This is a genomic window from Janthinobacterium sp. (assembly GCF_009923995.1).
GTDB lineage: Bacteria > Pseudomonadota > Gammaproteobacteria > Burkholderiales > Burkholderiaceae_D > Janthinobacterium.
Window position 1 is genome coordinate 17,621 of the sequence record NZ_RFSK01000012.1, and the last position, 25,657, is coordinate 43,277.

Consider the following 25,657-nt stretch of genomic DNA (forward strand, 5'->3'; position numbering starts at 1 on the left):
GCTGTTATTGTGTAGTCATCGCACTTCGCTGAACTGCGAATCACGGCACTTCAACTAATTGAAAGAGAGAACATGATGAAAAAGAAAATCCTGTTTGCAATGATCGCTTCCGTTACCGCATTGACCGGCATGAGCGCCGCGCACGCTGAAGGCGCCTACGTGGGTGCCGGCATCACCGGCAACCGCTACAATTTTGATGTTCCTGGCGCCACCAGCGCCGATAACCACAGCGGCTACAAGGCTGGCGGCAAGGTGTTCGCCGGCTATGACTTCGACAAGACCTGGGCAGTCGAGGGCGGCTACGCCGATTTCGGCAGCAAGGATTACAGCTATGTCACCGGGGCCGGCAACGGTTCCGTGAAAAGCGATTCGCACGGCTACTATCTGGCCGGCAAGGCCACGATGCCCGTGACCGACAAGGTGGGTGTGTTCGGCAAGCTGGGCGTGGCCCGCGTCGACAATAGCCTGAGCGGCACTGGCCTGTCGACCGGCGTGACGGGCGAGAACAAGACGGGCGTGTACGCCTCCCTCGGCGCCCAGTACGCGATCAACGAGAAAGTCTCGCTGACGGCGGAAGTGGAACACTTCGGCAAGAGCGCCGACCAGGGCCACAAGGCGACCGGCATCGCGCTGGGCGCGCGCTACAACTTCTAAAAACCTACTGCCCGGCATGCTTTGCGGCCTCCGATGCTCACTATGCTATGGCACAGCTCCGCTTCTCAGGCAAATGGGGGCGCCGAGCCGCGTTGCCGCTCGCTACGGTTTTAAAAACCGGAAGTATGCTGAAAAAAAAGGCAGTCACCGCGAGGTGACTGCCTTTTTGCATTGCCGGACCTATATTACGTGGTCAGCGGCTTGTAGCGGATACGTTTTGGTTTCGCGCCTTCTTCGCCCAGGCGTTTCTTCTTGTCGGCTTCGTATTCCTGATAGTTGCCGTCAAAGAAGGTCACTTGCGAGTTGCCTTCGAAAGCGAGGATGTGCGTGGCGATACGGTCGAGGAACCAGCGGTCATGGGAAATGACCATGACGCTGCCGGCAAATTCCAGCAGGGCGTCTTCCAGCGCGCGCAGGGTTTCCACGTCCAGATCGTTCGACGGTTCATCGAGCAGCAGGACGTTGCCGCCCATCAGCAGGGTTTTCGCCAGGTGCAGGCGGCCGCGTTCACCGCCGGACAGGTTGCCCACCTGCTTCTGCTGGTCCGAACCCTTGAAGTTGAAGCGGCCCAGGTAGGCGCGCGACGGCATTTCAAAGCGGCCCACCGTCAGCATGTCGGCACCGCCGGACACGTCTTCAAAGACGGTCTTGTTGTCGGCCAGCGAATCGCGGTTCTGGTCGACGATGGACACGCGCGCCGTCTGGCCGATGGCCACTTCGCCGCTGTCCGGGGTTTCCTTGCCCGTGATCATCTTGAACAGGGTCGATTTACCGGCGCCGTTGGGGCCGATGATGCCGACGATGGCGCCGGGCGGCACGGTAAAGCTCAGGTTATCGATCAGCAAACGGTCGCCGAACGCCTTCGACACGTTCTTGAACTCGATGACTTCATTGCCCAGGCGCTCGGCCACGGGAATGAAGATCTCCTGCGTCTCGTTGCGCTTCTGGTATTCGTGCTCGGACAGCTCGTTGAAGCGGGCCAGGCGGGCCTTCGACTTGGCCTGGCGCGCCTTCGGGTTCTGGCGCGACCACTCCAGTTCCTTCTGCAGGGCCTTCTGGCGCGCCGATTCCGTCGCTTCTTCCTGCTTCAGGCGGGCTTGCTTCTGGTCCAGCCAGGTCGAGTAGTTGCCCTTCCATGGAATGCCGTGACCACGGTCCAGTTCCAGGATCCACTCTGCCGCGTTGTCGAGGAAGTAGCGGTCATGGGTGATGGCCACGACGGTGCCGGGGAAGCGCAGCAGGAATTGTTCCAGCCAGTCCACCGATTCCGCATCCAGATGGTTGGTCGGCTCGTCGAGCAGCAGCATGTCCGGTTTCGACAGCAGCAGCTTGCACAGGGCCACGCGGCGCTTTTCACCGCCGGACAGCACGCCGATCTTGGCGTCCCATGGCGGCAGGCGCAGCGCGTCGGCGGCCATTTCCAGCTGCAAATTCAGATTGCCGCCGTCGGAAGTCGAGATGATCGCTTCCAGGCGCGCCTGTTCCGTGGCCAGGGCGTCGAAATCGGCGTCTTCCTCGGCATACGCGGCATACACGGCTTCCAGCTTGGCTTGCGCTTCAAATACTTCGCCCAGGCCCGATTCCACTTCCTGGCGCACGGTCTTTTCCGGGTCCAGCTGCGGTTCCTGCGGCAGATAGCCGATGTTCAGGCCCGGCATCGGCACGGCTTCGCCCTGGATGTCGGTGTCGATGCCGGCCATGATCTTCAGCAGGGTCGATTTGCCGGAGCCGTTCAGGCCCAGCACGCCGATCTTCGCGCCTGGGAAGAAGGACAGGGAAATATCTTTCAGAATCTGGCGCTTGGGCGGGACGATTTTGCCCACGCGATTCATGGTGTAGACGTAATTTGCCATTAGAAATCTCGGGTGATATACAAAGACGGACAGGATACGGTAAACGCCCGCTTCCGGCCAGCGCTGCGCGCTGCCGGGCCGGGCAAAGAGGCGATTACGCCGCCAGGCGGGCGCGGCGGCCGTTCCACAGCCCTTCGGCCGCATACAGGGCCAGCGCCGTCCAGATGACGAGGAAGCCCAGCATGCGCTCGGGCGTGAACGATTCGTGGAAGACCCACACGCCGATCAGCAGCTGGCCCGTGGGGGCGATGTATTGCAGCAGGCCCAGCACGGCCAGCGGCAGGCGCCGCGCGCCGGCGGCGAACAGCAGCAGGGGAATGGCCGTGATGGGACCGGACGCCAGCAGCAGGGCGCGCGTGGCGGTGGAGTCCGTATTGACGAAACCGCTCTGGCCCTGCCAGCCCAGCCACAGCATGTAGGCCAGCGCCAGGGGGAACAGGATCAGGGTTTCAAACGACAGGCCTTCCAGCGCGCCCAGCGCGGCCGTCTTGCGCAGCAGGCCATAGCCGCCGAAGGTGGCCGCCAGCAGCAGGGCGATCCAGGGCACCTGCCCCGCCTGCCAGGTGAGCCAGGCCACGCCGCAGGCGGCCAGGGCGATGGCCAGCCACTGCAGGCGGCGCAGGCGCTCGTGCAGCAGCAAAAAGCCCAGCATGACGTTGATCAGGGGCGTGATGAAGTAGCCGAGGCTGGCGTCGACCACGTGGCCATTGTTGACGGCCCAGATATAGATGAACCAGTTGGCGGAGAGCAGAAATGCGCTGGCAACGAAGCTGGCCACCACTTTCGGCTGGCTCCTCAGGCTGCCCAGCCAGCTCCACTGGCGGCGCACGGTGAGCACGATACCCAGGAACAACAGCGACCAGACCATGCGGTGGGCCAGGATTTCCTGCGGTGCAATCTCGCCGATGGCATGGAAATACAGGGGAAACAGGCCCCAGCACAGGAAGGCGAGGGAGGCGTACAACATGCCTGGATTCATGATGGCGTTCGCTCCGGAGTAGACAGTCTGTCATTATCGCTGAAAACACACGGGGCTGCCCGGCGCCGCTGGCGAGGCGTAGAATGGCAACAAATCAACGGCCGCACGCGCGCGCAAGCGGGCGCCGCGGCATAAAACAACGACCTTGGGGCAGCCCGGAACCATGCAAAAATACTCTTGCTATTTGCTAATACCTATCATATTGTGCGATGCAACAAAACAAAAACGGGTGCAATCTTGACGTCGGAACACAAAAAAAGCAGCCTGGTCGGCTTGACACTGGCTGCTGTGGGCATCGTCTATGGCGATATCGGCACCAGTCCCCTGTACACCCTGAAAACGGTCTTCGACCCGACCCACGGCCTGTCCGTCACGCATAACAACCTGCTGGGCATCGTCTCGCTGATCTTCTGGGGCCTGACCCTGATCGTTTCCCTCAAGTATGTGACCCTGGTGCTGCGCGCCGACAACCGCGGCGAGGGCGGCATCATGGCCCTGATGGCGCTGGTGCTGTCGTCCGTCAGCAAGTCGTCGCGCTGGCACGTGCCGCTGATGGTGATCGGCGTCTTCGGCGCCACCCTGTTCTATGGCGACAGCGTGATCACGCCGGCCATTTCCGTGCTGTCGGCCATCGAGGGCCTGGAAGTGGCCACGCCCGCCTTCAGCCCCTACGTCGTGTGGCTGACGATCGCCGTGCTGGTGGGGCTGTATTCCGTGCAGTCGCACGGCACGGCCGGCATCGGCCGCTTCTTCGCCCCCATCATGCTGATCTGGTTTGTCGCGCTGGCCTGCATGGGCGTGGTCAACATCATCAAGTCGCCGGCCATCCTGGCCGCCGTCAATCCCCTGCACGCGGTGGCTTTCCTGCTGGAAAATGGCCGCATCGCCTTCCTGTCGCTGGGCGCCGTGGTGCTGGCGCTGACGGGCGCCGAGGCGTTGTACGCCGACATGGGCCACTTCGGCAAGAAGCCCATCCGCATGGCCTGGTTCCTGATCGCCTTTCCCGCGCTGGCCTTGAATTACCTGGGCCAGGGCGGCCTGCTGCTGGCGCATCCGGAAGCCATTTCCAATCCGTTCTACCAGCAGCTGGGCGCCTGGAGCGTGTATCCGCTGGTGATCCTGTCGACGATGGCCACCGTGATCGCCTCGCAGGCGACCATTTCCGGCACCTTCTCGATGACCAAGCAAGCCATCGCGCTGGGCTTCCTGCCGCGCATGCGCGTGCGCCACACGTCGGAAAGCGAAATCGGCCAGATCTACATTCCCGCCGTCAACTGGCTGCAGCTGGCCGTCGTGCTGATGGCCGTCGTCGGCTTCGGTTCCTCGGAAAAGCTGGCCGCCGCCTACGGCATCGCCGTCACGGCCACCATGCTGGCCACCACCATCCTCACCTTCTTCGTCATCCGCTACCGCTGGAAGATGAATTTGCTGCTGTGCTGGGCCGCCACGGGCTTCTTCCTGATCATCGACGTCAACCTGTTCTCGGCCAGCGCCCTGAAACTGTTCCACGGCGGCTGGTTCCCGCTGCTGCTGGGCGCCATCCTGTTCATCGTCATGCTGACCTGGAAACGGGGCCGCCAGCTGGTGTTCCAGAACCTGGAAAAGCATGCGATCCCGCTCGACGACTTCCTCTCGTCGCTGTTCATCGCGCCGCCGATGCGCGTGCCCGGCACGGCCATCTTCCTGCGCGGCGAAACGGATGGCGTGCCGCATGCGCTGCTGCATAACTTGCTGCACAACAAGGTGTTGCATGAAAGAGTCATTTTCCTCACCGTCTACATGCATGAAGAACCATGGGTGGCGCCGTCCGAGCGCGTGCGCGTGGTGGACCTGGGCCACCAGTGCTATCAGGTCAATGTGCACTACGGCTTCAAGGACGAACCCGACATTCCGGATGCGCTGGCGCAATGCGCGCAGCAGGGACTGGACTTCGAGATGATGGAAACGTCGTTCTTCATCGCCCGCCAGACCATCATTTCGACGCCGGGCGCCGGCATGATGCCGTGGCGCGAACACCTGTTCGTCACCATGTCGCGCAATGCGCGCACGGCGGCCGACTATTATCAGATCCCCAGCAACCGGGTCATCGAACTGGGCACGCAGGTGGAAATCTGAGCGGCGGGGCGCGGCGAAATGGTTGTTTTGTCAATGTTGTATTGATACACCATTTACCGCCGTGCTTACGTCTGCTTACAAATGGGCTGCGCGACTCCTGTTAAACTCCAGCCCGTACCGGTCCGCACCGTACGGGCCCCAGTCACACTCCAATATTTAAAGGGAAACCATGAAATCGGTATTTCAATTGATCGCCACGCTCGCCTGCGCCGTGGCACTGACCGCCTGCGGCGCCGCCGCAAACACCGAGAAGCCGGTCGTGCTCGATCCGAATACGCAGGTGAAGGAACTGACCATTACCGATACCGTAGTCGGTACCGGCGTGGCAGCGGCGGCGGGAGATACCCTGACGGTGACGTACACGGGCTGGCTGTATGACGCGAGCAAGCCGGGCAACAAGGGCACGCAGTTCGATGCGACCGCGGCGAACGTCGGCTTCACTTTCCCGCTGGGCATCGGCCGCGTCATCCTGGGCTGGGACCGCGGCCTGGTCGGCATGCAGGTTGGCGGCACGCGCACGCTGGCCATTCCCTATGACCTCGGCTATGGCACGGCGGGCAGCCTGCCGAAGATTCCCGGCTACGCCGGCTTGCTGTTCGAGGTCAAGCTGATCGGCGTGACGAAAAAGTAAGCGCGCAAGGCGGCTGACGAAAGGGCGATTCCACGGAATCGCCCTTTTTGCTTTGGGGCGACCGGGTTGCCCCTTCAGGCCGGCGCCAGTTCCTGGAAGTAATACGTCGCGCCGCCCAGGTCGGCCGGCGCGTCATATTGCAGTACCTGCGTGCGGCGCAGCGCCACGGGCGTGCTGAAGGCGGGGCCATCGTAGACGAAGGTGTGGAACTCGCCATTTTCGCCGCAGGCGTCGACGCCGGGCGGCAGGTCGGCGAGGAAGGCGGCGTCGAACTCGCGCCCGCAGAATTCACGCGGCAGGTGCCGGCCATTGATGCACACGACGATGGCCTTGAAGCCGGCGGCGAGAAATTCGTCCACCAGCGCGCGCCGCTCCCCGCCCCACAGGGGCAAATGGGCCGTCAGGCCGGCGATGCCGCAGACTTTTTCTTCCCAGTCGCGGTGCGGCTGCAGGTCGATGTCGCCAAAGATGGCGTGGCCTATGCCCTCGGCCTTCGCGGCGCGCAAGGTGGCGATGAATTGCTCCTCGTAGCTGGCCCAGCTGGCGTGATAGCGCTGCAGGCGCGCACCCAGGCTGGCGGCCTGCGCTTCGAGCAAGGCCGGCGGCACGCCGTGCGAGCGCGACTTGCGGCCGTCTTCATCCATGGCCGTGACCAGCAGCGGCACGGCCATGCCGGCGTTGCGCGCGCGCCACAGGGCCAGGCAGGAATCCTTGCCGCCGCTCCAGGAAATCAGGGCCGTCGTCATGCGGGTGTCTCCACCGCGCGCAGCATGTCGACGTGCTGTATGCCGTCTTCATCGTAGGGCGCACTGACGGTGACGAAGCCGAAGGACTGGTAGAAGCGCTCCAGATACTGCTGCGCGCCGATGCGGATGGCGTGGCCCGGGTGCTGGCGTTCCGCGCGGGCGATGCCTTCAAGCAGCAACTGCTTGCCGGCGCCCGTGCTGCGCGCCTCGGGCGCCGTCACCACGCGGCCCAGCGACATTTCCACATACTTGGCGCCCGGCGCCAGCACGCGCAAGTAGGCCGCCAGCCGACGCTGGCCGCCGGCCGTTTGCCAGCCCAGCAAGTGCATGGCGTGCTGGTCGTGTCCGTCCAGGTCGGGATACAGGCATTGCTGCTCCAGCACGAAGACGCGCTGGCGCAAGGCCAGCACCTGGTACAAGTCGTGGGGACCGAGTTCGTCGAACGTGTTCCATTGCCAGCTGATCATGGGGCATCCTTGATTGAGAGTGGCCGTGATTTTACCGGCTTCACGCCGCCGGCGTGGGATAGCGCCGCGCATACCACTGCTTCAGGTGCTCGATGCAGCGCGTCACGCGGGGCGCCACCAGCTGGCGCGACGGGTAGATGGCAAACAGCGCCAGGCTGGGGCGCCCGACGTCGGGGAACAGCTCGACCAGGGCGCCGCTGGCCAGTTCTTCGCGGCAGACGAAGGTGGGCAGGATGCCGATGCCCAGTCCCCGCAGGATCAGGCTGCGCATGAACAGCGTGTTGTTGGTGCGTACCCAGTTCGGCACTTCGATGTCGCTGTACGGCCCCGCATGGCGCAGCGGCCAGCGGCTGCCGAACAGGGCGTGGCTGTAGATGAAGCAGCGCTGGCGCGTCAGGTCCATGGGATCCTGCAGGGGGCCGTGGCGCTCCAGGTAGGCGGGCGCGCAGCAGATGTGCAGGCGGTAGTCGTGGATATGCCGTGCCACGTAGCTCGAATCCGTGAGCGCCGTCGTCACGCGGAAACCCAGGTCGTAGTTGGCGGCCGCCAGGTCCACATATTCATCCTTCAGGTCGACGTCCAGGCGCAGCGCGGGCCAGTCGGCCATGAAGTCGGCCAGGCCCTCGGCCAGCTCGCCCACGCCCAGAGACAAGGGCGCGTTGATGCGCAGGCGGCCCGTCACGTGGGCCGTGGAATGGGCCACCATGTCCTCGGCCTGCGCCAGCTCGTCGAGCAGCTTGCGGCAGTGCTCGAGGTAGGCGGCGCCCGTTTCCGTCAGGGCCAGCTGGCGCGTGGTGCGTGTCATCAGGCGCCCGCCCAGCTCCTGCTCCAGCTGGCCGACGCGCCGGCTCACGTAGGACGCCGACAGGTCCAGTTCATCGGCCGCGCGGCGAAAGCTGCCCAGCTCGGCCACACGGCGAAACAGCTGCATCGCCTGCAATTTATCCATCGCGTTCCCATTCGGTCGTATTCGGCATTAGTCAGCTGCATTATTCATCATTTTTCTGTATTTTGATTCGGAATATGCTGGTGTCCTCTCCACAGAAAGGCCACACCATGAAAAAATTACTTCTCAGCAGCCTGCTGCTGGCCGCCTTTTCCACCGCCCAGGCGGCCGACGTCCTTGTCGTGCTGTCCGACGCCAAGCACCTCGACCTGCGCGACGGCAAGGTCTTCCCGACAGGGTTTTATCTGAATGAACTGATGCAGCCCGTGAAGCAGCTGCTCGACGCGGGCCACACGGTGACGTTTGCCACGCCGCAGGGCCAGGCGCCGACCCTGGATGCCAGCTCGGATACGGACGCCTATTTTGGCGGCGACGCGGCCGCGCACGCGTTGCACAAGGCCTTGCTGGAGCGGCTGGCGCTGACGGTGCCGGGCCGCTCGCCCGTGATCAGCCTGAAACGGGTGGAACAGATCGGCTATGGCCACTACGCGGCCGTGCTGGTGCCGGGCGGCCACGCGCCCATGCAGGATCTGTTGAAGGATGCCAGCCTGGGCGCGCTGCTGCGCCAGTTCCACGCGGACGGCAAGCCGACGGCGCTGCTGTGCCACGGTCCCATCGCCCTGTTGTCGGCGCTGCCGCAGGCGGGGGCATTTGCGGCCGCGCTGGAAGCGGGCAGCACGCCGGCGGCGCCGGCGGACTGGATTTACAGCGGCTACCGCATGACGGTGATCAGCAACGAGGAAGAGCAGGCGGCGCAGGGCGCGCTGAAGGGCGGGATGATGAAGTTCTATCCTCAGTCGGGCTTGCAGGCGGCGGGTGCGCAGTATGTGCAGAACGAGGCGCCGTGGACGAGCAACGTGGTGGTCGACCGCGAACTGATCACGGGACAGAATCCCGCCTCGGCGCCGGCCCTGGCGCAACAGCTGCTGCGGGCGCTGCGTTAAAAAAATCCCCGGCGGCGCCAGGGGCGTGGCCGGGGATTCCAACGCGCGCGGTGCCGCGTCGTCTATGCCATTACACGATCGTCAGGGTGACGTCGATGTTGCCGCGCGTGGCGTTGGAGTACGGGCAGACGATGTGGGCGGCGGCGACCAGCGCTTCGGCGGCGGCGCGCTCCATGCCTGGCAGCGAGATCTTCAGTTCCACTTCGATGCCGAAGCCCGTCTCGATGGCGCCGATGCCGACATTGCCTTCGATGGACAGGTCCGCCGGCAGGGTGATCTTGTCGCGGCCTGCGACGAATTTCATGGCGCCGATGAAGCAGGCCGAGTAGCCGGCGGCGAACAGTTGTTCCGGATTGGTGCCCACGGCGCCGTTGCCGCCCAGTTCTTTCGGCGTGGTCAGTTTCACGTCCAGCACATTGTCGGACGAGACGGCACGGCCTTCGCGGCCTCCGGTGGCGGTAGCTTGAGCGCGGTACAGGACTTGTTTGATCGACATGATGGTTTTCCTCGGTGAGTTAAATAGTTAACGACTAAATAGTGTGCTACTTTTTTCATGGGCACATCGCCCCAGGAGCCCGTCTGAAGAAGCGAATCCGGCGTCCATGTGTTCAATATATATCGTGCGCTATTTAATTGCAAGCGATTTTATTTGAGGGTGGCGCCTGTTGATGCGTTATTTTCTTGTCTTTGTCGCCAGGATTGCCCTTCCGTCGCATAATGGCCCCCGCTGCCGGGGCCCATGGTTATGCTGGGTCCCACTTCACACCCAGGGAAAAAATCATGACCAGCTTCTTTTTTATTCTCCGCCTCACCTTGGCCACGATGATCACCTACATCATCGCCACCGCCATCCTGGTCGAGAACTTCCTGCGCCATGTCTTCGGACATACCGAAGGCTTTTTTGTCATCGTCGGCGCGCTGCTGGCCTGTGCCGTCATCACGAATGCGTTTTCGCACGTGCGCCGCGTGCGGCTGATCGCCGGCGCCGTCAATGCCGGCACCCTGTCGAGCCGCCAGCGGCGCCAGATCGAGATACCGTTCGAGGCGGGCGAAGCGTTCGACATGATCGACGCGGCCATCCGCGAACTGCCGGGCAGCGAAGTGGTCGAAAGCGCGCGCGACAGCCTGCAGGTGCAGGCCCGCGTGCGCCGCGCGGCGCCCTACACGGACACGGGCTTGCCGCGCATGCGCGTGCTGGGCTTCCTGGAGCCGCGGCCGAACCAGATCCTCGCCACCGTCACGCCGAATGGCGAGGCGGGCAGCGTGACCCTGATCTGCGAGCCGGCGCGCAATGCCTGGACGGACTGGTTCCTCGTCGACCATGGCAGCAACCTGGAAAATGCGGAAGCGGTGACGCGGGCGCTGACCCGCCGGGTGGCGCAGCGGCGCCGCGGCGAGCAGGCCGAGGCGCGCCAGACGGTGACGGAAAAGGAACTCACGGTGGCCAAGCTGAGCCTGCTGCATGCGCAGGTGGAGCCGCACTTCCTGTACAACACCCTGGCCAGCGCGCAGCTGCTCACGCGCAGCGACCCCGTGCGCGCCGACGAAATGCTGGGCAACCTGATCCTCTACCTGCGCCACTCGCTACCGCGCACGGAGCAGGCCATGTCGACCCTGGGCACGGAACTGGAGCGGGCGCGCGCCTACCTCGATATCCTGAAAATCCGCATGGGCGCGCGCCTGAACCTGCAGATCGAGGTGCCGCAATACCTGCGCCAGGTGGAACTGCCGCCCATGATGCTGCAAACCCTCGTGGAAAACGCCATCAAGCATGGCCTGGAGCCGAAGAGCGGCGGCGGCACCATCTGGATCATGGCGCGCAGCGGCAACGGCACCGTGATCGTCACGGTGGCCGACGACGGCAAGGGCTTCAGCGACGATGGCGCCGGCACGGGCATCGGCCTGCGCAATGTGCGCGAACGCCTGCGCCTGACCTACGGCAATGCCGCCGCGTTTGCCATCGTCGCCAACTTTCCCGATGGCGTGACGGCCACCATCACGGTGCCGGACAGCACGGCGCAGGGAGCATCGTATGGATAAGCCCGAAATGACCTGCGTCATCGCCGAAGACGAAACCCTGCTGCGCGATGCGCTGGTGGCGATGCTGGGCGAACTGTGGCCCCGCTTGCGCATCGTCGCCGCCTGCGATGACGGCGGCACGGCCCTGGAAGCCATCGCTACCCTGCGGCCCGACGTGGCCTTCCTCGATATCCGCATGCCGGGCCTGACGGGCCTGGAAGTGGCGGCCGGCGCCCTGGCCGCCAGCCCCGGCACGCAGGTGGTCTTCGTCACGGCCTACGACCAGTATGCGATCGATGCCTTCGACAAGGGCGCCGTCGATTACCTGTTGAAACCCATCGCCCGCGAGCGCCTGCACGCGACCCTGCAGCGCGTGCAGGCGCGGGCCGGCAAGGGGCTGGCGCAGGATGACGCCCTGGCCGGCCTGCTGCAACGCCTGACGAACGCCCTGCCGGCGGCGGCCAAGTCGCCGCCGCTGGTGTGGCTGACGGCCAGCAGCGGCAAGGATACGCGGCTGATCATGGTGGACGACATCGCCTATTTTCAGTCCGATACCAAGTACACGGCCGTCATGACGGCGGAAGGCGAGGCGCTGCTGCGCAAGCCGATCCGCGAACTGCTCGACGTGCTCGATCCCGCCATCTTCAAGCAGATCCACCGCTCGACCATCGTCAACATGAAGGCGGTGGCCTCGGTCACGCGCGACGAAGTGGGGCGCGGCACCCTGCGCCTGAAGACGCGCCCGGAAACCCTGGCCGTGAGCCAGCCGTTCATGGCGCTGTTCCGGAATATGTAGGGCTGCAAAAGCCGGGGTCAGACCCTCAACACCACTAACGCCAGGCTCACCGTCAACGTGGACGGGGGGTCTGACCCCAGAATTACTCCGCCGTTTCAAAACCCTCAAGCACATTGACGACATTGATGCCGATTTCTTTGACCGCATAGCCCCCTTCGAGGATGAAGGCGGTGGGCAGGTCCAGATGGGCCAGGCGTTCGCCCACGCGCAGGTAGTCGCCGCTTTGCAGGGCGAAGTGCGACAGCGGGTCGCCGACGAAGGTATCGACGCCCAGCGAAACGACCAGCGCGTCGGGCGCGTACATATTGATGCGCAGGCAGGCCGTCTCCAGCGCGGCAAACCAGCTGGCCGTGCTGCTGCCGGCCGGCAGCGGCAGGTTGACGTTGTAGCCAAGTCCCGCGCCGCTGCCCGTCTCGTCCGCGTGGCCCAGGTAGAACGGGTATTCCTTGCGCGGGTCGGCGTGGATGGAGGCGAACAGCACGTCGTCGCGTCCGTAAAAGATGCTCTGCGTGCCGTTGCCGTGGTGGTAGTCGATATCGAGGATGGCCACCTTGCGCGCGCCGTCGTCGAGCAGGTGCTGCGCGGCCAGGGCCGCGTTGTTCAGGTAGCAGTAGCCGCCAAAAAAATCGCTGCCCGCGTGGTGGCCCGGTGGCCGCGTCAGGGCGAACGTGGCCCGCTCGCCCAGGCGCAGCGCGTGGGCCGCGTTGACGGCGCAGTCGGCGCCCGTCTTGGCCGCCGTCCACGTGCCGGCCGTCAGCGGCGTGCCATTGTCCATCGAGTACAGGCCCAGCTTGGCCGTGAAGTCGTCCGGTTCGATGTCGTGGCGCAGGGTGCGCACGGGCCACACGGACGGCAGGGCATCCTTGCCCGCGTTGTCGGGATCGAGCGCCAGCCAGTCGTGCCAGGCGTGGCGCAGGAAGTGCAGGTAGCGGGGCGTGTGGATGCGTTCGAGCGACGTCAGCGGCACGCCGTGCGGCGTGACGATGCGGCCCAGGTTGCGCCGTCCCAGTTCGGCCACCACCATGTCGGCCCGTTCCGGCGTCTCGAAGCAGGGCACCATGGCGCCGCGGAACCATTCGAAGCGGCCCCGGTGCTGGCCGTGCAATTCATTGTAGAAGGTCAGCATGGGGGCGCTTTGCGCAAGGTCAGGATCAGGTGTGCGAACACAGGGTGCTGGCGCGGTAGGCGGCGACGAAATCGTCGAAGCTGCCGGCGGGCGCCGCTTCCATGGCGCGCTGTTCGGCCAGCGAGCTGGCGGCCAGCGCGTCGAAATACGCGCTCTGCTCGGGCGTGGGCGGATGCGCGCGGAAGTAGGCGGCGTGGCGCTCGCTCTGGCGCAGGCCGAAGGCGGCAAACGAGCCGCCGTTGGCGCGCAGCTCGGCCAGCACCTTGGCCGATGGCGTCGCGTCCGGGTCGGCCAGTTTCACGGCTTGCGCCGCCAGGCTGTCCGCATGCTGCGTGCCGCCCTGGCGCGCGTCGAGCAGGGCCGCCACGGGCGCGATGCGCGCCAGCAGTTCTTCGCCCCACGCTTGCAGGGTGATGTCCTGGCCGTCGCGGCGCAGGGTCAGGCCCGGCGTGCGGCCTTCCTTCACCGTGCGGGCGAAATTGTTGGTGTAGCAGGCGCTCTGCTCGGCCGAGATGGGACCGCTGTCGTCGAGCGCGCAGAACAGCAAAAAGGCGTCGAGGAAGCGGCCCGTCTCCAGGCTGATGCCCACCGGCTCGAACGGGTCGACGTCCATGCAGCGCACTTCGATGTATTGCACGCCGCGCAGGCACAGGGCCTGGATGGGGCGCTCGCCCGTGCGGATCACGCGCTTCGGACGGATGGTCGAATAGTATTCATTTTCGATCTGCAGCACGTTGGTGGACAGCTGGATCCACTCGCCATCCTTTTTTGTGCCCAGCGCTTCATACGGCGGGTATGGATCGTTGACGGCGTGCGTGAGGGCGTTGACGTAGTCGTCCAGGCTGTTCTCGTGCGGACGCAGGCCGGACTGGGCATCGTTCTGATAGCCCAGGTCGCTCATGCGCAGGCTGGTGGCGTAGGGCAGGAACAGGGTGTCCTCGGACAGGATGTCGAGCTTGTGCGCGCGGCCGCGCAGGAAGCCGCTGGACAAGGCCGGCGAGGCGCCGAACAGGTACATCAGGAGCCAGCTGTAGCGGCGGAAATTGCGGATCGTCGCCAGGTAGCTTTCCGACTGCACGTCTTTCGGGGTGGCCGTGGCGTGCGCGGGGCTGGCGCTGGTGTCCGGCTGGCTGGCCAGCACTTGCCACAGCTGCTCGTCGAGCGAATAGTTGTAGTGGATGCCGGCGATGCATTGCATGGCTTTGCCATAGCGCAAGGCCAGGCCGCGCCGGTAGACGTGCTTGAGCATGCCCATGTTCGACGTGCCGTAGTTGGCGATGGCGATGTCCGCTTCCGGCGGCAGCTGGCACGGCATCGACTGGCTCCACAGCAGTTCGTCGCCGAGGCGGCTGTAGGCGTGGCGGTGCACGGTGTCGAGCTTGTCCAGGGTGGTGGCGATGTCGGCCTCGGCCGGCGTGATGAATTCGAGCAGCGCTTCGGCGTAGTCGGTGGTGATCTCGGGGTGCGTCAGCGCCGAGCCCAGGGCGGCGGGGTGGGGCGTGGAAGCCAGATGGCCGGCGGCGTCGACGCGCAGGGTTTCACGCTCGATGCCGCGCAAGCCGCCCAGCAGCGCGCGGTTGGCATCTTCGGTCAGCAATGCCAGGCGGCGAGTCAACAGGTTGGGCAATTTGAGCTTCCTTTCTTGTGCAGCAGATAAATAATTTGTGCTGAGATTAACCGAATTTTGGCAAATGCGTCGGCGCCGGCCCAAAAAACGCCGCGTCGCCAGCGTCCGCCCCGGGGAACGGGGGCGGCGCTTCGGTCAGGAATTCGCTTGATATTTTAACAAACTGAGGGGGATCTGGCGCGTCGCTGGATCAAGCGCCGCGCACAGGAAGCGGGTCAGCCCAGGCGGGCGCCGCTGACCCGTTCGATGCCGGCCAGGTCGCGCCAGCTTTGCACCTTGGCGTAGCCGGCCTCGGCCAGCAAGGCGCGCACGCAGGCCGCTTGGTCGTAGCCGTGTTCCATCAGCAGCCAGGCGCCGGCCGCCAGGTGGCGCGCGGCGCCGGCGACGATGGTGCGCAGGGCCGACAGGCCATCCGCGTGGTCCGTCAGCGCGCCGGCCGGCTCGAAGCGCAGGTCGCCTTCGGCCAGGTGGCGGTCGCCGCTGGCGATGTAGGGGGGATTCGAGACGATCAGGTCGAACTTTTCCGTGCCCAGCGCCTCGAACCAGTCGCTGGCCATGAAGGTGATGTTGACGCCGTTGGCGCTGGCATTGCGGCGCGCCACGGCCAGGGCCGCGCTGCTCACGTCCAGGGCCGTGACGACGGCGTCGGGCCGCGTGTGCGCCAGGGCGACGGCGATGGCGCCGCTGCCCGTGCCCATGTCGAGCACGCGGCCGCCGGGCGGCAGGCGCTCGAGCGCCAGTTCCACCAGCACTTCCGTGTCGGGGCGGGGAATCAGCACGGCGTCGTTCACTTCGAAGGGCAGGCCGAAGAATTCGCGCTGGCCGACGATGTAGGCGATCGGTTCGCCCTGCAGGCGGCGCGCCAGCAAGCCTGACAGGCGCTCCGCTTCGCTGCCAGTGAGGACTCGCTCCGATTGCGTGATGAGGCCCACGCGCGACAGCCCCAGCGCGTGGCCCAGCAGGATGCGGTTGTCGAGCGGGTCGAGCAGCGGACGGATTTGCAGGGCGCCGACAGTGCTGCCGGCGGGAATCAAGGTTTCTGGCATGGTGCTTTCAATTATTTCTTACGGCGCAGCAAGGTCCACAGCAGGCCGATGGCAAAAATGGCGAACCAGGCGAATGCCCATTGCGGGATCGACAGGCCGAAGAACGGCTCGCCGGCGTTTTCGCAGGCGCCATACGATTCAAACATGAAGGGCATGAGCTCGGCCGTGAAGACCTTGTTCAGCGCCGTTTCCACGGGGTCGATGCCGCACGAGAAGCCGGGATGGGCCAGCACGTACAGGTGCTTGGCGCCCACGCCCAGGCCGCCCAGGGCGGCCAGCAGGCCGACACCGGCGCCGATGGTTGGCTTGTTCGCCGCCGCGCCCGCCAGGCAGGCGATGGCGATGGCGAGGAACAGGTAGCGCTGGATCACGCACAGCGGGCACGGCGCCATGTTCATGGCATGCTGCAAATACATGGCCACGCCCAGCATCAGGAAACACAGGACGGCGATCAACAGGAGGACGGTGCGTGAATTTTTCATGGGCGACACGGTGAGGTGGATGGAATCGAGCTACGCATTCTCGCACAAGGCCGGATTTTTGTTGCTTAGCCGCTACTTAAACCCTTGATCTGGCTGGGCGCTTTAAAAACTGTTCAGGGCAAGGCGCAGCGCCGCAGGCAGTACGAGAAGGTACGGCCAGGCGCTGCAACGCCGCCATGGACGCTTTTTAATCGCCCAGCGCTGCTAAGAGCTCCGCCTGGTGCTCTGCCGCCAAGGCATTCGTCAGTTCCGTCAAATCCCCGTCCATGATGAAGTCCAGCTTATATAACGTCAGGTTGATGCGGTGGTCCGTCAGGCGGCCCTGCGGGAAGTTATACGTGCGGATGCGCTCGCTGCGGTCGCCCGAGCCGATCAGGCTCTTGCGCGTGGCCGCTTCCTTCGACTGCTGTTCGCGCAGCTGCACGTCCTTGATGCGGGCGGCCAGCACCTTCATGGCTTGCGCCTTGTTCTTGTGCTGGCTGCGGTCATCCTGGCATTCCACCACGATGCCGGTCGGCAAGTGGGTGATGCGCACGGCCGAATCCGTCTTGTTGATGTGCTGTCCGCCCGCGCCCGAGGCGCGGTAGGTGTCGATGCGCAGGTCGGCCGGGTTGATGTTGACGTCTTCCACTTCGTCCGCTTCCGGCATCACGGCCACCGTGCAGGCCGACGTGTGGATGCGGCCCTGGGTTTCCGTGGCCGGCACGCGCTGCACGCGGTGGCCGCCCGACTCGAATTTCAGCTTCGAATACGCGCCATTGCCGACGATGCGCACGATCACTTCGCGGTAGCCGCCCAGGTCGGAGTCGGACGCGGACACCAGTTCCACCTGCCAGCGGTTGCGCTCGGCAAAGCGCGTGTACATGCGCAACAGGTCGCCGGCGAACAGGGCGGACTCGTCGCCGCCCGTGCCGGCGCGGATTTCCAGGAAGATATTGCGCTCGTCGTTGACGTCCTTCGGCAGCAGCATGGTCTGCAGCTCGCGTTCCAGCTGCGCCATCGTGGCTTTCGCCGCCTCGATTTCTTCCTGGGCGAACTCCTTCATGTCCGGGTCGGCCAGCATCTCTTGCGCTGTCGCAATATCATTGCCCGCTTCCTGGTAGGAACGGTACAGGGCCACGAGCGGGCCCAGTTCGGCATGCTCGCGCGTCATCTTGCGGTAGCTGTCCATGTTCGATGTGGCGTCCGGGTGCATCAGCAGTTCGTCGAGTTCGACCAGGCGGTTCGCCAGTTGATCGAGTTTGGCCAGCATGGATGGTTTCATAGCGATTCGTGGTAGAGAGTGTAGGGAGAGTGCGGGTCAGGCCCGCCCGGCAGGCGGGCAGGGGCGGCCGCGCGCGGGCGGCCAGCGGGGCAGCGCTAACGGCGGGGGCGGAACAGTTTCGGCAGCAGGGTGGCCAGCTGCTTGCGCTCGTCGCCTTGCGCGTGGTGCAGCGCCTGCTGCGGGCCGTGCAGGAACTTGGCCGTCAAGCCTTTCGACAGCGCTTCGAGGACGGCATCGATGTCGGCGCCCTTGGCCAGCATCTTGCGCGCCCGTTCCACTTCCATCAGGCGCAGGGCTTCGCTGCTTTCATGCAAATTCTGGATGACGGGCACCATGGCGCGGTCGTCGACCCAGCTCATGAACGATTGCACGCGCGTCTCGATGATGGATTCGGCTTGCGCCACGGCCGCCTGCCGGCTTTCCAGGCCCGTTTGCACGACCTTGCCCAGGTCGTCGACCGTGTACAGGAAGACGTCGTTCAAACGACCCACTTCCGCTTCGATGTCGCGCGGCACGGCCAGGTCGACCATGAACATGGGCTTGTGGCGGCGCGCCTTGATGGCGCGCTCGACCAGGCCCAGGCCCAGCAGCGGCAGGGATGACGCCGTGCACGAGATGACGATGTCGAAGCGGTGCAGCTGTTCCGGCAGCTCGGCCAGGCGGATGGCCTTGCCGTTGAAGCGGTGCGCCAGCTCCTCGCCGCGCTCCATGGTGCGGTTGGCAATCGTGATGCTTTTCGGATTTTGTGCGGCAAAGTGCGTGGCGCACAGCTCGATCATTTCGCCGGCGCCGATGAACAGCACGTTCTGTTCGGCGATCTTGTCGAAGATGCGCTGCGACAGGCGCACGGCGGCGGCCGCCATGGAGACGCTGTGGGCGCCGATTTCCGTGCTGCTGCGCACTTCCTTGGCGACGGAAAAGCTGCGCTGGAACAACTGGTGCAGATACGTGCCCAGGCCGCCCGCCTCGTCGGCCGTGCGGATGGCATCCTTGATCTGTCCCAGGATCTGCGTTTCGCCCAGCACCATCGAATCGAGCCCGGAGGCGACGCGGAAGGTGTGGCGCACGGCATTGTGCTGCGGCAGCATATAGAGATGGGGGCGCAGCTCGCTGTAGTTCAGCTGGTGGTAGTCGGCGAGGAAATGCGCGCCCGCGTCGAGCGGATTGGGCACGTGGCTGGCCGCATACAATTCCGTGCGGTTGCAGGTCGACAGGATGGCCGCTTCGTCGTTGTCGCGCAGGTCGATGCGCTGGAACCAGGTGCGCGCCGCCATCACCGCCTGGCCCAGATGCTCAGGCGCAAACGCCAGCTGTTCGCGGAGCGACACTGGTGCGGTGGTGTGATTGAGGCCGACGGCGAGCAGTTGCATTTCAGGGCTGTTGGGAATTCTTATGCCGACATTATAGCGCTTTGTGCCCGCTCTTTGAGCAGCTCGCCTGTTTTCCTCCTGGCGCGCGGGCGTCACCCCCCCAGTTTTTCCAGGCGATAACCATAACTGTAGACGGGCACGAGGCGGTAGCCGTGTTCCGGTTTCAGCTGCAACTTGTTGCGCACGCGCGAGACGTGGGTATCCATGGTGCGCGACGGCAGGGCCGTATCGCGCTGCCACACGGCTTCATGGATGTAGGCGCGCGACAGGGGCCGGCCCAGGTTGCGGAAGAACAGCAGCGCCAGGGCGAATTCCTTGTGCGTCACGTCCAGCACTTCGCCATCGCGCAGCAGGCGGCCGGGGCGGGTTTCAAATGTGTAATGGCCGAATTGCAACTGTTCGGCGCCGTTCTGGCTGGGATAGGCCACGCGCAGCAGCGCCTGGGTGCGCAGGGTCAGTTCGCTGCGCCGCAGGGGCTTGATCATGTAGTCGTCGGCGCCGGCCGTCATGCCCGCCACCACGTCATCCTCGCCGGAGCTGTTGGTCATAAACAACACGGGCGCCTTGGGCGCCAGTTTTTCGCGTGCGCGGCGCAGCACTTCGGCGCCATCGAGGTCGCTGACATGCCAGTCGAGGATGAGCATGTCGCAACTGTCCTTGCGCAGCTGGCCCAGCATTTCCTTGCCACTCTGAAACTCGTGGCAAGCGTGGCCGGCGGCGGTGAGCACCTGGCAGATCAGTTCTGCCTGACTATGGTCGCTATCGAGTACGGCAATTCGCATAATGGGCTGAAGTGTGTAGCAACAAACAGACGGTCTGTTCTGCTTATCGTAATGTTAAGGAATGCTCAAGTGAAATATAACAGAGATTGCAACTGTGTCCAGCGAAATCGGCGGGCACCGTCTTTACGTTACACTTGTTCATCTACCCCTACCAGCGGAGAAATGGCAATGGCAGACAAGAGCAGCACCGATTGGACCCTGATACCGGGCAGCCGTGCCGAAATCGAGCAGGTGCGCGAGCGTTGCCGGCGCCTGGTGCAGCGGCGCGCCATGATGTCGGCCGGTGCCTCGGCCATCCCCATTCCCGGCATCGACCTGATGTCGGACGTGGGCCTGTTTTCCATGCTGATCAACGATATCAACCACGAATTCGGCCTCACGCCCGAGCAGATCGAGCGCCTCAATCCGCAGTTCAAGCTGATGGCCTACCGCGCGGCGGTGGGCATGGGCGGCATGCTGGTAGGAAAATTGGTGTCGCGCGAACTGATACTCCAGCTGCTCAAGCGCAGTGGCGTCAAGATTGCCACCAAGCAGGTGGCGCGCTTCGTGCCGTTTGCCGGCCAGGCGGTGGCGGCGGCGATCGGCTATGCCGTGTTCCGGCAGATCGGCAACCAGCACGTGAATGCCTGCGCCGCGGTGGCGCAGGAGTTGCTCACGGTGCGGCCGGATTAGCCTGGAGCGCCCGTCCCGGGCGTGGCCAGGAGGGGCGAAAGGCATCAGGCGTCAGGCAAGACCACGTTGACGTCGAGTACTTCCAGGTTGCCCTGGCGGTCCAGCGAAATCTTGATGTCGTCGGCGTTGACCTTGGTGTACTTGGAAATGACGGCGATCAGTTCCTTGTGCAGGGCGGGCAGGAAATCCGGACCATCGCGTCCGCTGCGTTCGCGGGCGATGATGATCTGCAGGCGTTCCTTGGCCGCGGTGGCCGTCTTCGGCTTGGGGGGGAACAGGAAAGAAAGCAAGGCCATATCACTTCGCCCCAAAAATGCGCTGGAGTAATCCAGGCTTTTCATAGTTGGTAAAGCGCAACTCGACATCTTCGCCGAGGAAACGCGAAACCACGTCTTCATAGGCTTGCGCCACGTCCGTGCCCTTGAAATGGATGGCCGGGTTGCCCTGGTTCGAGGCGGCCAGCACTTGCTCCGATTCGGGAATGATGCCCACCAGCGGGATGCGCAGGATTTCCTGCACGTCCTGGTAGGACAGCATTTCATCCGATTCCACGCGTTTCGGCGAGTAGCGGGTGATCAGGAGGTGTTCCTTGACGGGTTCGCCGCCCGTCTGCGCGCGGCGCGACTTGGCTTGCAGGATGCCGAGGATGCGGTCCGAATCGCGTACGGACGACACTTCCGGGTTGGTGACGATGATGGCTTCGTCGGCAAACGTCAGCGCCATCAGCGCGCCATGCTCGATGCCGGCCGGCGAATCGCAGATGATGAACTCGAAACCCATGTTGATCAGGTCGTTCAACACGCGTTCCACGCCTTCTTCCGACAGGGCATCCTTGTCGCGCGTCTGCGAGGCGGGCAGGATGAACAGGTTGTCGCAGTGCTTGTCCTTGATCAAGGCCTGGTTCAGGGTGGCCTCTTTATTGATCACATTGATCAGGTCGTAGACGACGCGGCGCTCGCAACCCATGATCAGGTCGAGGTTGCGCAGGCCCACGTCGAAGTCGAGCACGGCTGTCTTGTGGCCGCGCATGGCCAGGCCAGTGGAAAAACTGGCGCTAGAGGTCGTCTTGCCGACACCGCCCTTGCCGGACGTCACAACAATAATTCTTGCCACAAATAATCCTTTTCAGATATCTCTTGAATTGTGCAGCTTAAGAGCGGTTCACGGGAGTGACCGGATTGACAGAGTGTATATCGATTCTGTCTCCAGCCAAACGAATTTGCGCGGGTCCGCGCGCCATTTCTGGGGGGAAACCATCCTCGAACGTGCGGTACACGCCGGCGATCGAGACCAGTTCCGGTTCCATGGCCAGCGCGAAGATGCGTGCCTGGGCATTGCCCGAGGCGCCGGCCAGCGCGCGGCCGTACAGCGAGGAATACACGTGGATGCTGCCGTCGGCGATGATTTCGGCGCCATTGTTGACGACGGCCGTGATGATCAGGTCGCAGCCGCGCGCATAGATGCGCTGGCCGGCCCGCACGGGCGTGTCGACCACCATCACCTGCGCTTCGGCGCCGGACTGGGCGGCGGCCGTCGGGCCATCCTTGGGCGGCGCATCGTCGCGCGTCTTGCCGCTGTCCAGGCTCAGGCCTTGCGCCAGGATGGCCTCGTGCATCTCGGCCGGCGCATTGCGCACGGCCACGGCATTCAAACGGTATTTTTTCAGCAGGGCCACCAGCGCGGCCCAGTCGACGGGCGTGCTGCCGGACGGCAGGGCGGCCACGTCCAGCACGGCCAGGTCGTCCTCGAAAAAGTCCGCTACGCCTCCTGTCATGTCGTGCAAGGCGGCATCGAGTGCCTGCGTATCGGCGCTATGCAGGATGGCGGAGACAGCGACGACGGTGGAAATCTTGATTTCAATAGGCTTCTGCGACGGGCTTTTGGACATAAACATTTAATCAAGGTGAAACTGCGGCAGGCCAGATGTTCCGTACGGCAACAATGGGAGCAGTAAATTTCTTGCATTCTACTGCAAAAAAATCGGCATCAGGGGCCTGGCGCGTGCTATTCCGCAGGGCAACACCTACTTCATGTCAAAAAAACCGGGCGGCGCCCCGAAAGCAGCCGAGAATGCGCCCTGACGGCGCTGTTCCTGGATCAAGCGGCGCGCATCTGCTGCGCCGTCTCCGCCCTGGATTGCTTGTGATAACATTAACAATGAAGCAACTGCACCTTATCTGCTGGGTGAAAGTCCCCGCAAGAAATCATCGCCTGAAATGGAAGGTTCAGCTTCCGCAGGCACAACAATAAAAATGCATGGCTTTGCACGATGAAAAAGAATAGGTTCGGGTTTTTATTTGTTTTTATTTGCATCTCCCTACTTTTACTCCAGGAGAAATATAGAGCGCCATCGACGAAGCATTTCTATCTTGCGCTCAAAATACAGGGGACATCACTGCACAAGTATATTGTTGACTGTGGAGGCGCAAGTGGCGGGGTGATTGCGGAAACGTGCCTGCTCAGTGGCGAACCGGATGTCGGCGAAATCGATGCGGCATTAAAGAATACCCAATGGCGGGATTTTTCTGACAACAGGGATGCCCTGTCTTATTACCGCGGGTGGTGCAAGGAGCATGCCCGCATATATCTCGGTCGAGGAAAGAAAGGCTGGCAAATCACCTACTTGTTTGACATGGCTTTTCAATGTCCTGACTGAAGTTGCTATATGAACAGTCTGTGCATGGGAGAAAACGGGGGCGGCTGCGGCAGTGCAGGCGCCCCCGTTTTTTCCATGGCGCTATTGGCGCAGCTGAGAGGGCGGTACTGCAGCGCTTAGCCGGCGCGCATCTGCTTTGCCGCCGCCACCATATTGCGCAAGGCCGCTTCCGTTTCCGCCCAGCCCCGCGTCTTCAGGCCGCAGTCCGGGTTGACCCATAAATGGGCGGGCGGGATGACGGCGCTGGCCTTTTGCAGCAGGCGCACCATGTCGACGGTCGTGGGTATGCGCGGCGAGTGGATGTCGTACACGCCGGGGCCGATCTCGTTCGGGTACTGGAAGTCGCCAAAGCCCGCCAGCAGCTCCATGTCCGAGCGGCTCGTCTCGATGGTGATCACGTCCGCATCCATGGCGGCGATCTGCGGCAGGATGTCGTTGAACTGCGCATAGCACATGTGCGTGTGGATCTGCGTCGTGTCGCTGACCACCGAGGCGGCGATGCGGAAGGCGCGCGTGGCCCAGTCCAGGTAGGCGTCCCACTGGCCGCGGCGCAGGGGCAAGCCTTCGCGGATGGCTGGCTCGTCGATCTGGATGATGCCGATACCGGCCGTTTCCAGGTCTTCCACCTCGTCGCGGATGGCCAGGGCCAGCTGCAGCGCCGTCCTGGCGCGGGGCTGGTCGTCGCGCACGAACGACCATTGCAGGATGGTGACGGGGCCCGTCAGCATGCCTTTCATGGGTTTGCGCGTCAGGCTTTGCGCGTGCACCGTCCAGGCGACCGTCATGGCGGCCGGGCGCTGCACGTCGCCGTAGATGATGGGCGGCTTGACGCAGCGCGAACCGTACGATTGCACCCAGCCCAGGCGGGTAAACACGAAGCCATCGAGCTGTTCGCCGAAGTATTCCACCATGTCGTTGCGCTCCGCCTCGCCATGCACGAGCACGTCCAGGCCCAGCGCTTCCTGGCGGCCCACGGCGTGGGCGATCTCGGCGCGCATCTGCCGTGCGTAGTCGGCGGTGCTGAGTTCACCCCGCTTGTGGCTGGCGCGGGCGGCGCGGATGGCCGCCGTTTGCGGGAAGGAGCCGATGGTGGTCGTGGGGAAATCGGGCAGTTGCAGGCGGGCGCGCTGCACGGCCTGGCGCTGGGGGAAGCTGGAATCGCGGCGGTCGGCGGTGGGCGACAGCGCCTGCAGGCGCTGCGCCACGGGCGCGCGATGCACGCGGGCGCTGGCGCGGCGGCCGGCGATGGCCAGGCGCGAAATAGCCAGGGCCGTCGTGTCGGGCTGGCCGGCGAGCGCACCCTTCAGCAGGGAAAGCTCTTCCAGCTTTTCCGTGGCAAACGCCAGCCAGCTCCGGATTTCCCCGTCGAGCGCCGTTTCCCCTTCCAGGCTGAACGGCACGTGCAACAGGGAGCACGACGGCGCCAGCCACAGGTGGCCGTTGCGCCTGGCCGCCAGCGGCTGCAGCACGGCCAGGGCCGCGTCGAGGTCGGTGCGCCAGACATTGCGCCCGTCGACGATGCCGATCGACAAGACTTTATGCGCAGGCAGCCAGTCCGTGACGCTGACCAGCTCGTGCGGCGCGCGGATGCCGTCCACGTGCAGGCCGGCCACGGGCAGGCGGCAAGCGAGGCTGAGGTTTTCTTCCAGCGGCGAGAAATACGTGGCCAGCAGGATATTCACGCCCACCTGGTTCAGCTGCCAGTAGGTGCTTTCAAAGGCGCTGCGCCACGCGTGGGGCAAGTCCAGGCCCAGGATGGGCTCGTCGACCTGCACCCAGGCCACGCCCTGCCGTTTCAGGCGGTCGAGCAGGGCGCCATACACGGGCAGCAATTGTTCCAGCAGGGCCAGGCGGTCGAAACCAGGCGTCTTTTCCTTGCCCAGCCACAGGAAGGTGAGGGGACCGATGAGGGCCGCCTTGACCCGGTGGCCCAGCGCCTGCGCCTCGGCCACTTCGTCGAACAGGCGCTCGCAAGCCAGCGAAAAGCGCGTCAGCGGCGACCATTCGGGCACCAGGTAATGGTAATTCGTGTCAAACCACTTGGTCATTTCCAGCGCGTGGTCGCTGGCGTCCTGCGCGGGGTGGCCGTGGCTGCAGCCGGCGTGGGCTGTGTGCGTGTCTGCGCCGCGCGCCATGGTGAAGTAGCGCGACAGCGGCGATTGCTGCGCATCAAAGTGGAAACGGGCCGGTTCGCAGCCCAGCAGCTGGATATGGCTGGCCACCTGGTCGTAAAAGGCGAAGTCGCCCACGGTGACGTAGTCGAGGCCGGCGTCGCGCTGCTGCGCCCAGTGGCGCGCGCGCAATTGCTGCCCCGCCGCTTCCAGGTCCGCCTCGGACAGGTCGCCGCGCCAGTGGCTTTCCAGCGCCGATTTCAGTTCGCGCGCGGCGCCGATGCGGGGAAAACCAAGAATATGCGTGTGGATGGTCATGATGTCATCGAGATTTAATGTGGATGCGCTAGAGTGTGCGGCAATCTGGTCTA

Annotated in this window: 25 protein-coding genes; 8 read left to right on the forward strand and 17 right to left on the reverse strand. The window is 64.3% G+C overall.

Annotated elements, in window-relative coordinates; all coding sequences use genetic code 11:
• Window positions 1-72: 72 nt before the first annotated feature.
• Complete coding sequence (locus tag EBS11_RS08590) at window positions 73-654, forward strand: porin family protein (protein WP_290602040.1); 582 nt, start codon at window positions 73-75, stop codon at window positions 652-654.
• A gap of 185 nt (window positions 655-839) precedes the next feature.
• On the opposite strand, the gene ettA is transcribed toward EBS11_RS08590, so the two are convergent.
• Both ettA and rarD read right to left on the reverse strand, forming a co-directional pair.
• Window positions 840-2,507 (reverse strand): energy-dependent translational throttle protein EttA, encoded by a 1,668-nt coding sequence (ettA, locus tag EBS11_RS08595; RefSeq protein WP_076564859.1) that lies wholly within the window; start codon window positions 2,505-2,507, stop codon window positions 840-842.
• Between the two features lie 94 nt (window positions 2,508-2,601).
• Window positions 2,602-3,486: an EamA family transporter RarD gene (gene rarD / locus EBS11_RS08600; protein ID WP_290602043.1), complete on the reverse strand. Its 885-nt coding sequence runs from the start codon at window positions 3,484-3,486 to the stop codon at window positions 2,602-2,604.
• Window positions 3,487-3,723: 237 nt separating this feature from the next.
• Here rarD and EBS11_RS08605 point away from each other — a divergent pair, with 237 nt between their 5' ends.
• Window positions 3,724-5,601 carry a potassium transporter Kup gene (locus EBS11_RS08605; protein WP_290602045.1) on the forward strand — a complete coding sequence of 626 codons (1,878 nt, stop codon included), beginning with the start codon at window positions 3,724-3,726 and terminating at the stop codon, window positions 5,599-5,601.
• A 169-nt stretch (window positions 5,602-5,770) separates the two neighbouring features.
• The gene (locus EBS11_RS08610; protein WP_290602047.1) at window positions 5,771-6,232 is read left to right on the forward strand and encodes an FKBP-type peptidyl-prolyl cis-trans isomerase; all 462 of its coding nucleotides are present in this window, start codon (window positions 5,771-5,773) and stop codon (window positions 6,230-6,232) included.
• A 74-nt stretch (window positions 6,233-6,306) separates the two neighbouring features.
• Here the strand turns inward: EBS11_RS08610 and EBS11_RS08615 are convergent, their stop codons facing one another.
• Genes EBS11_RS08615 through EBS11_RS08625 form a run of 3 tightly spaced genes read right to left on the reverse strand, consistent with a single transcriptional unit; the run spans window position 6,307 to window position 8,394 of the window.
• A complete protein-coding gene (locus EBS11_RS08615; protein ID WP_290602048.1) occupies window positions 6,307-6,978 on the reverse strand; it encodes a diphthine--ammonia ligase in 672 nt (223 codons plus the stop codon).
• Window positions 6,975-7,445 carry a GNAT family N-acetyltransferase gene (locus tag EBS11_RS08620; protein ID WP_290602049.1) on the reverse strand — a complete coding sequence of 157 codons (471 nt, stop codon included), beginning with the start codon at window positions 7,443-7,445 and terminating at the stop codon, window positions 6,975-6,977. The genes EBS11_RS08615 and EBS11_RS08620 overlap by 4 nt, the downstream gene beginning before the upstream one ends.
• 40 nt (window positions 7,446-7,485) lie before the next feature.
• The gene (locus EBS11_RS08625; protein WP_290602051.1) at window positions 7,486-8,394 is read right to left on the reverse strand and encodes a LysR family transcriptional regulator; all 909 of its coding nucleotides are present in this window, start codon (window positions 8,392-8,394) and stop codon (window positions 7,486-7,488) included.
• A 107-nt stretch (window positions 8,395-8,501) separates the two neighbouring features.
• On the opposite strand from EBS11_RS08625, the gene EBS11_RS08630 reads away from it, so the two are divergent.
• A complete protein-coding gene (locus EBS11_RS08630) occupies window positions 8,502-9,335 on the forward strand; it encodes a type 1 glutamine amidotransferase domain-containing protein (RefSeq protein ID WP_290602053.1) in 834 nt (277 codons plus the stop codon).
• A 70-nt stretch (window positions 9,336-9,405) separates the two neighbouring features.
• On the opposite strand, the gene EBS11_RS08635 is transcribed toward EBS11_RS08630, so the two are convergent.
• Window positions 9,406-9,831, reverse strand: a complete 426-nt coding sequence (locus EBS11_RS08635; RefSeq protein ID WP_290602055.1) for an organic hydroperoxide resistance protein — start codon at window positions 9,829-9,831, stop codon at window positions 9,406-9,408.
• A gap of 284 nt (window positions 9,832-10,115) precedes the next feature.
• On the opposite strand from EBS11_RS08635, the gene EBS11_RS08640 reads away from it, so the two are divergent.
• The gene (locus EBS11_RS08640) at window positions 10,116-11,375 is read left to right on the forward strand and encodes a histidine kinase (protein ID WP_290602057.1); all 1,260 of its coding nucleotides are present in this window, start codon (window positions 10,116-10,118) and stop codon (window positions 11,373-11,375) included.
• Window positions 11,368-12,150 carry a LytTR family DNA-binding domain-containing protein gene (locus tag EBS11_RS08645; RefSeq protein WP_290602058.1) on the forward strand — a complete coding sequence of 261 codons (783 nt, stop codon included), beginning with the start codon at window positions 11,368-11,370 and terminating at the stop codon, window positions 12,148-12,150. The genes EBS11_RS08640 and EBS11_RS08645 overlap by 8 nt, the downstream gene beginning before the upstream one ends.
• 82 nt (window positions 12,151-12,232) lie before the next feature.
• On the opposite strand, the gene EBS11_RS08650 is transcribed toward EBS11_RS08645, so the two are convergent.
• The 7 genes from EBS11_RS08650 to EBS11_RS08680 form a co-directional block, all read right to left on the reverse strand.
• Complete coding sequence (locus EBS11_RS08650; RefSeq protein WP_290602059.1) at window positions 12,233-13,276, reverse strand: histone deacetylase family protein; 1,044 nt, start codon at window positions 13,274-13,276, stop codon at window positions 12,233-12,235.
• A 25-nt stretch (window positions 13,277-13,301) separates the two neighbouring features.
• Window positions 13,302-14,903, reverse strand: a complete 1,602-nt coding sequence (gshA, locus tag EBS11_RS08655; protein ID WP_290602061.1) for a glutamate--cysteine ligase — start codon at window positions 14,901-14,903, stop codon at window positions 13,302-13,304.
• Window positions 14,904-15,118: 215 nt separating this feature from the next.
• Window positions 15,119-15,949 (reverse strand): peptide chain release factor N(5)-glutamine methyltransferase, encoded by an 831-nt coding sequence (prmC, locus tag EBS11_RS08660; protein ID WP_290602062.1) that lies wholly within the window; start codon window positions 15,947-15,949, stop codon window positions 15,119-15,121.
• A gap of 11 nt (window positions 15,950-15,960) precedes the next feature.
• Window positions 15,961-16,431, reverse strand: coding sequence for a disulfide bond formation protein B (locus EBS11_RS08665; RefSeq protein ID WP_290602063.1), 471 nt, complete (start codon window positions 16,429-16,431; stop codon window positions 15,961-15,963).
• Window positions 16,432-16,618: 187 nt separating this feature from the next.
• On the reverse strand, window positions 16,619-17,695 hold the full coding sequence (prfA, locus tag EBS11_RS08670; protein ID WP_290602065.1) for a peptide chain release factor 1: 1,077 nt from the start codon (window positions 17,693-17,695) through the stop codon (window positions 16,619-16,621).
• A gap of 95 nt (window positions 17,696-17,790) precedes the next feature.
• Window positions 17,791-19,065: a glutamyl-tRNA reductase gene (gene hemA, locus EBS11_RS08675; protein ID WP_290602067.1), complete on the reverse strand. Its 1,275-nt coding sequence runs from the start codon at window positions 19,063-19,065 to the stop codon at window positions 17,791-17,793.
• A 92-nt stretch (window positions 19,066-19,157) separates the two neighbouring features.
• On the reverse strand, window positions 19,158-19,847 hold the full coding sequence (locus EBS11_RS08680; protein ID WP_290602069.1) for a response regulator transcription factor: 690 nt from the start codon (window positions 19,845-19,847) through the stop codon (window positions 19,158-19,160).
• 168 nt (window positions 19,848-20,015) lie between these two features.
• Here EBS11_RS08680 and EBS11_RS08685 point away from each other — a divergent pair, with 168 nt between their 5' ends.
• Window positions 20,016-20,519, forward strand: coding sequence for a hypothetical protein (locus EBS11_RS08685; protein WP_290602070.1), 504 nt, complete (start codon window positions 20,016-20,018; stop codon window positions 20,517-20,519).
• Window positions 20,520-20,563: 44 nt separating this feature from the next.
• On the opposite strand, the gene minE is transcribed toward EBS11_RS08685, so the two are convergent.
• Genes minE through minC form a run of 3 tightly spaced genes read right to left on the reverse strand, consistent with a single transcriptional unit; the run spans window position 20,564 to window position 22,407 of the window.
• A complete protein-coding gene (minE, locus tag EBS11_RS08690) occupies window positions 20,564-20,815 on the reverse strand; it encodes a cell division topological specificity factor MinE (protein ID WP_034752886.1) in 252 nt (83 codons plus the stop codon).
• A gap of 1 nt (window position 20,816) precedes the next feature.
• Window positions 20,817-21,632 (reverse strand): septum site-determining protein MinD, encoded by an 816-nt coding sequence (gene minD, locus EBS11_RS08695; protein WP_071325832.1) that lies wholly within the window; start codon window positions 21,630-21,632, stop codon window positions 20,817-20,819.
• 37 nt (window positions 21,633-21,669) lie between these two features.
• Window positions 21,670-22,407, reverse strand: coding sequence for a septum site-determining protein MinC (gene minC / locus EBS11_RS08700; RefSeq protein ID WP_290602072.1), 738 nt, complete (start codon window positions 22,405-22,407; stop codon window positions 21,670-21,672).
• Between the two features lie 381 nt (window positions 22,408-22,788).
• On the opposite strand from minC, the gene EBS11_RS08705 reads away from it, so the two are divergent.
• Window positions 22,789-23,175 carry a hypothetical protein gene (locus tag EBS11_RS08705; protein ID WP_290602073.1) on the forward strand — a complete coding sequence of 129 codons (387 nt, stop codon included), beginning with the start codon at window positions 22,789-22,791 and terminating at the stop codon, window positions 23,173-23,175.
• Between the two features lie 116 nt (window positions 23,176-23,291).
• Here the strand turns inward: EBS11_RS08705 and metE are convergent, their stop codons facing one another.
• Complete coding sequence (gene metE / locus EBS11_RS08710; RefSeq protein WP_290602075.1) at window positions 23,292-25,604, reverse strand: 5-methyltetrahydropteroyltriglutamate--homocysteine S-methyltransferase; 2,313 nt, start codon at window positions 25,602-25,604, stop codon at window positions 23,292-23,294.
• Between the last annotated feature and the right edge of the window lie 53 nt (window positions 25,605-25,657).

Excerpts from the sequence above, each read along its gene's own strand:
- EBS11_RS08645 (WP_290602058.1), top strand. The coding sequence starts at position 11,368 with ATGGATAAGCCCGAAATGACCTGCGTCATCGCCGAAGACGAAACCCTG.
- EBS11_RS08635 (WP_290602055.1), bottom strand. The coding sequence starts at position 9,831 with ATGTCGATCAAACAAGTCCTGTACCGCGCTCAAGCTACCGCCACCGGA.
- rarD (WP_290602043.1), bottom strand. The coding sequence starts at position 3,486 with ATGAATCCAGGCATGTTGTACGCCTCCCTCGCCTTCCTGTGCTGGGGC.
- prfA (WP_290602065.1), bottom strand. The coding sequence starts at position 17,695 with ATGAAACCATCCATGCTGGCCAAACTCGATCAACTGGCGAACCGCCTG.
- EBS11_RS08620 (WP_290602049.1), bottom strand. The coding sequence starts at position 7,445 with ATGATCAGCTGGCAATGGAACACGTTCGACGAACTCGGTCCCCACGAC.
- EBS11_RS08650 (WP_290602059.1), bottom strand. The coding sequence starts at position 13,276 with ATGCTGACCTTCTACAATGAATTGCACGGCCAGCACCGGGGCCGCTTC.
- EBS11_RS08680 (WP_290602069.1), bottom strand. The coding sequence starts at position 19,847 with ATGCGAATTGCCGTACTCGATAGCGACCATAGTCAGGCAGAACTGATC.
- EBS11_RS08615 (WP_290602048.1), bottom strand. The coding sequence starts at position 6,978 with ATGACGACGGCCCTGATTTCCTGGAGCGGCGGCAAGGATTCCTGCCTG.
- minC (WP_290602072.1), bottom strand. The coding sequence starts at position 22,407 with ATGTCCAAAAGCCCGTCGCAGAAGCCTATTGAAATCAAGATTTCCACC.
- hemA (WP_290602067.1), bottom strand. The coding sequence starts at position 19,065 with ATGCAACTGCTCGCCGTCGGCCTCAATCACACCACCGCACCAGTGTCG.
- EBS11_RS08630 (WP_290602053.1), top strand. The coding sequence starts at position 8,502 with ATGAAAAAATTACTTCTCAGCAGCCTGCTGCTGGCCGCCTTTTCCACC.
- EBS11_RS08665 (WP_290602063.1), bottom strand. The coding sequence starts at position 16,431 with ATGAAAAATTCACGCACCGTCCTCCTGTTGATCGCCGTCCTGTGTTTC.
- EBS11_RS08610 (WP_290602047.1), top strand. The coding sequence starts at position 5,771 with ATGAAATCGGTATTTCAATTGATCGCCACGCTCGCCTGCGCCGTGGCA.
- EBS11_RS08625 (WP_290602051.1), bottom strand. The coding sequence starts at position 8,394 with ATGGATAAATTGCAGGCGATGCAGCTGTTTCGCCGTGTGGCCGAGCTG.
- metE (WP_290602075.1), bottom strand. The coding sequence starts at position 25,604 with ATGACCATCCACACGCATATTCTTGGTTTTCCCCGCATCGGCGCCGCG.
- minE (WP_034752886.1), bottom strand. The coding sequence starts at position 20,815 with ATGGCCTTGCTTTCTTTCCTGTTCCCCCCCAAGCCGAAGACGGCCACC.
- prmC (WP_290602062.1), bottom strand. The coding sequence starts at position 15,949 with ATGCCAGAAACCTTGATTCCCGCCGGCAGCACTGTCGGCGCCCTGCAA.
- EBS11_RS08685 (WP_290602070.1), top strand. The coding sequence starts at position 20,016 with ATGGCAGACAAGAGCAGCACCGATTGGACCCTGATACCGGGCAGCCGT.
- EBS11_RS08640 (WP_290602057.1), top strand. The coding sequence starts at position 10,116 with ATGACCAGCTTCTTTTTTATTCTCCGCCTCACCTTGGCCACGATGATC.
- ettA (WP_076564859.1), bottom strand. The coding sequence starts at position 2,507 with ATGGCAAATTACGTCTACACCATGAATCGCGTGGGCAAAATCGTCCCG.
- EBS11_RS08590 (WP_290602040.1), top strand. The coding sequence starts at position 73 with ATGATGAAAAAGAAAATCCTGTTTGCAATGATCGCTTCCGTTACCGCA.
- EBS11_RS08705 (WP_290602073.1), top strand. The coding sequence starts at position 22,789 with ATGAAAAAGAATAGGTTCGGGTTTTTATTTGTTTTTATTTGCATCTCC.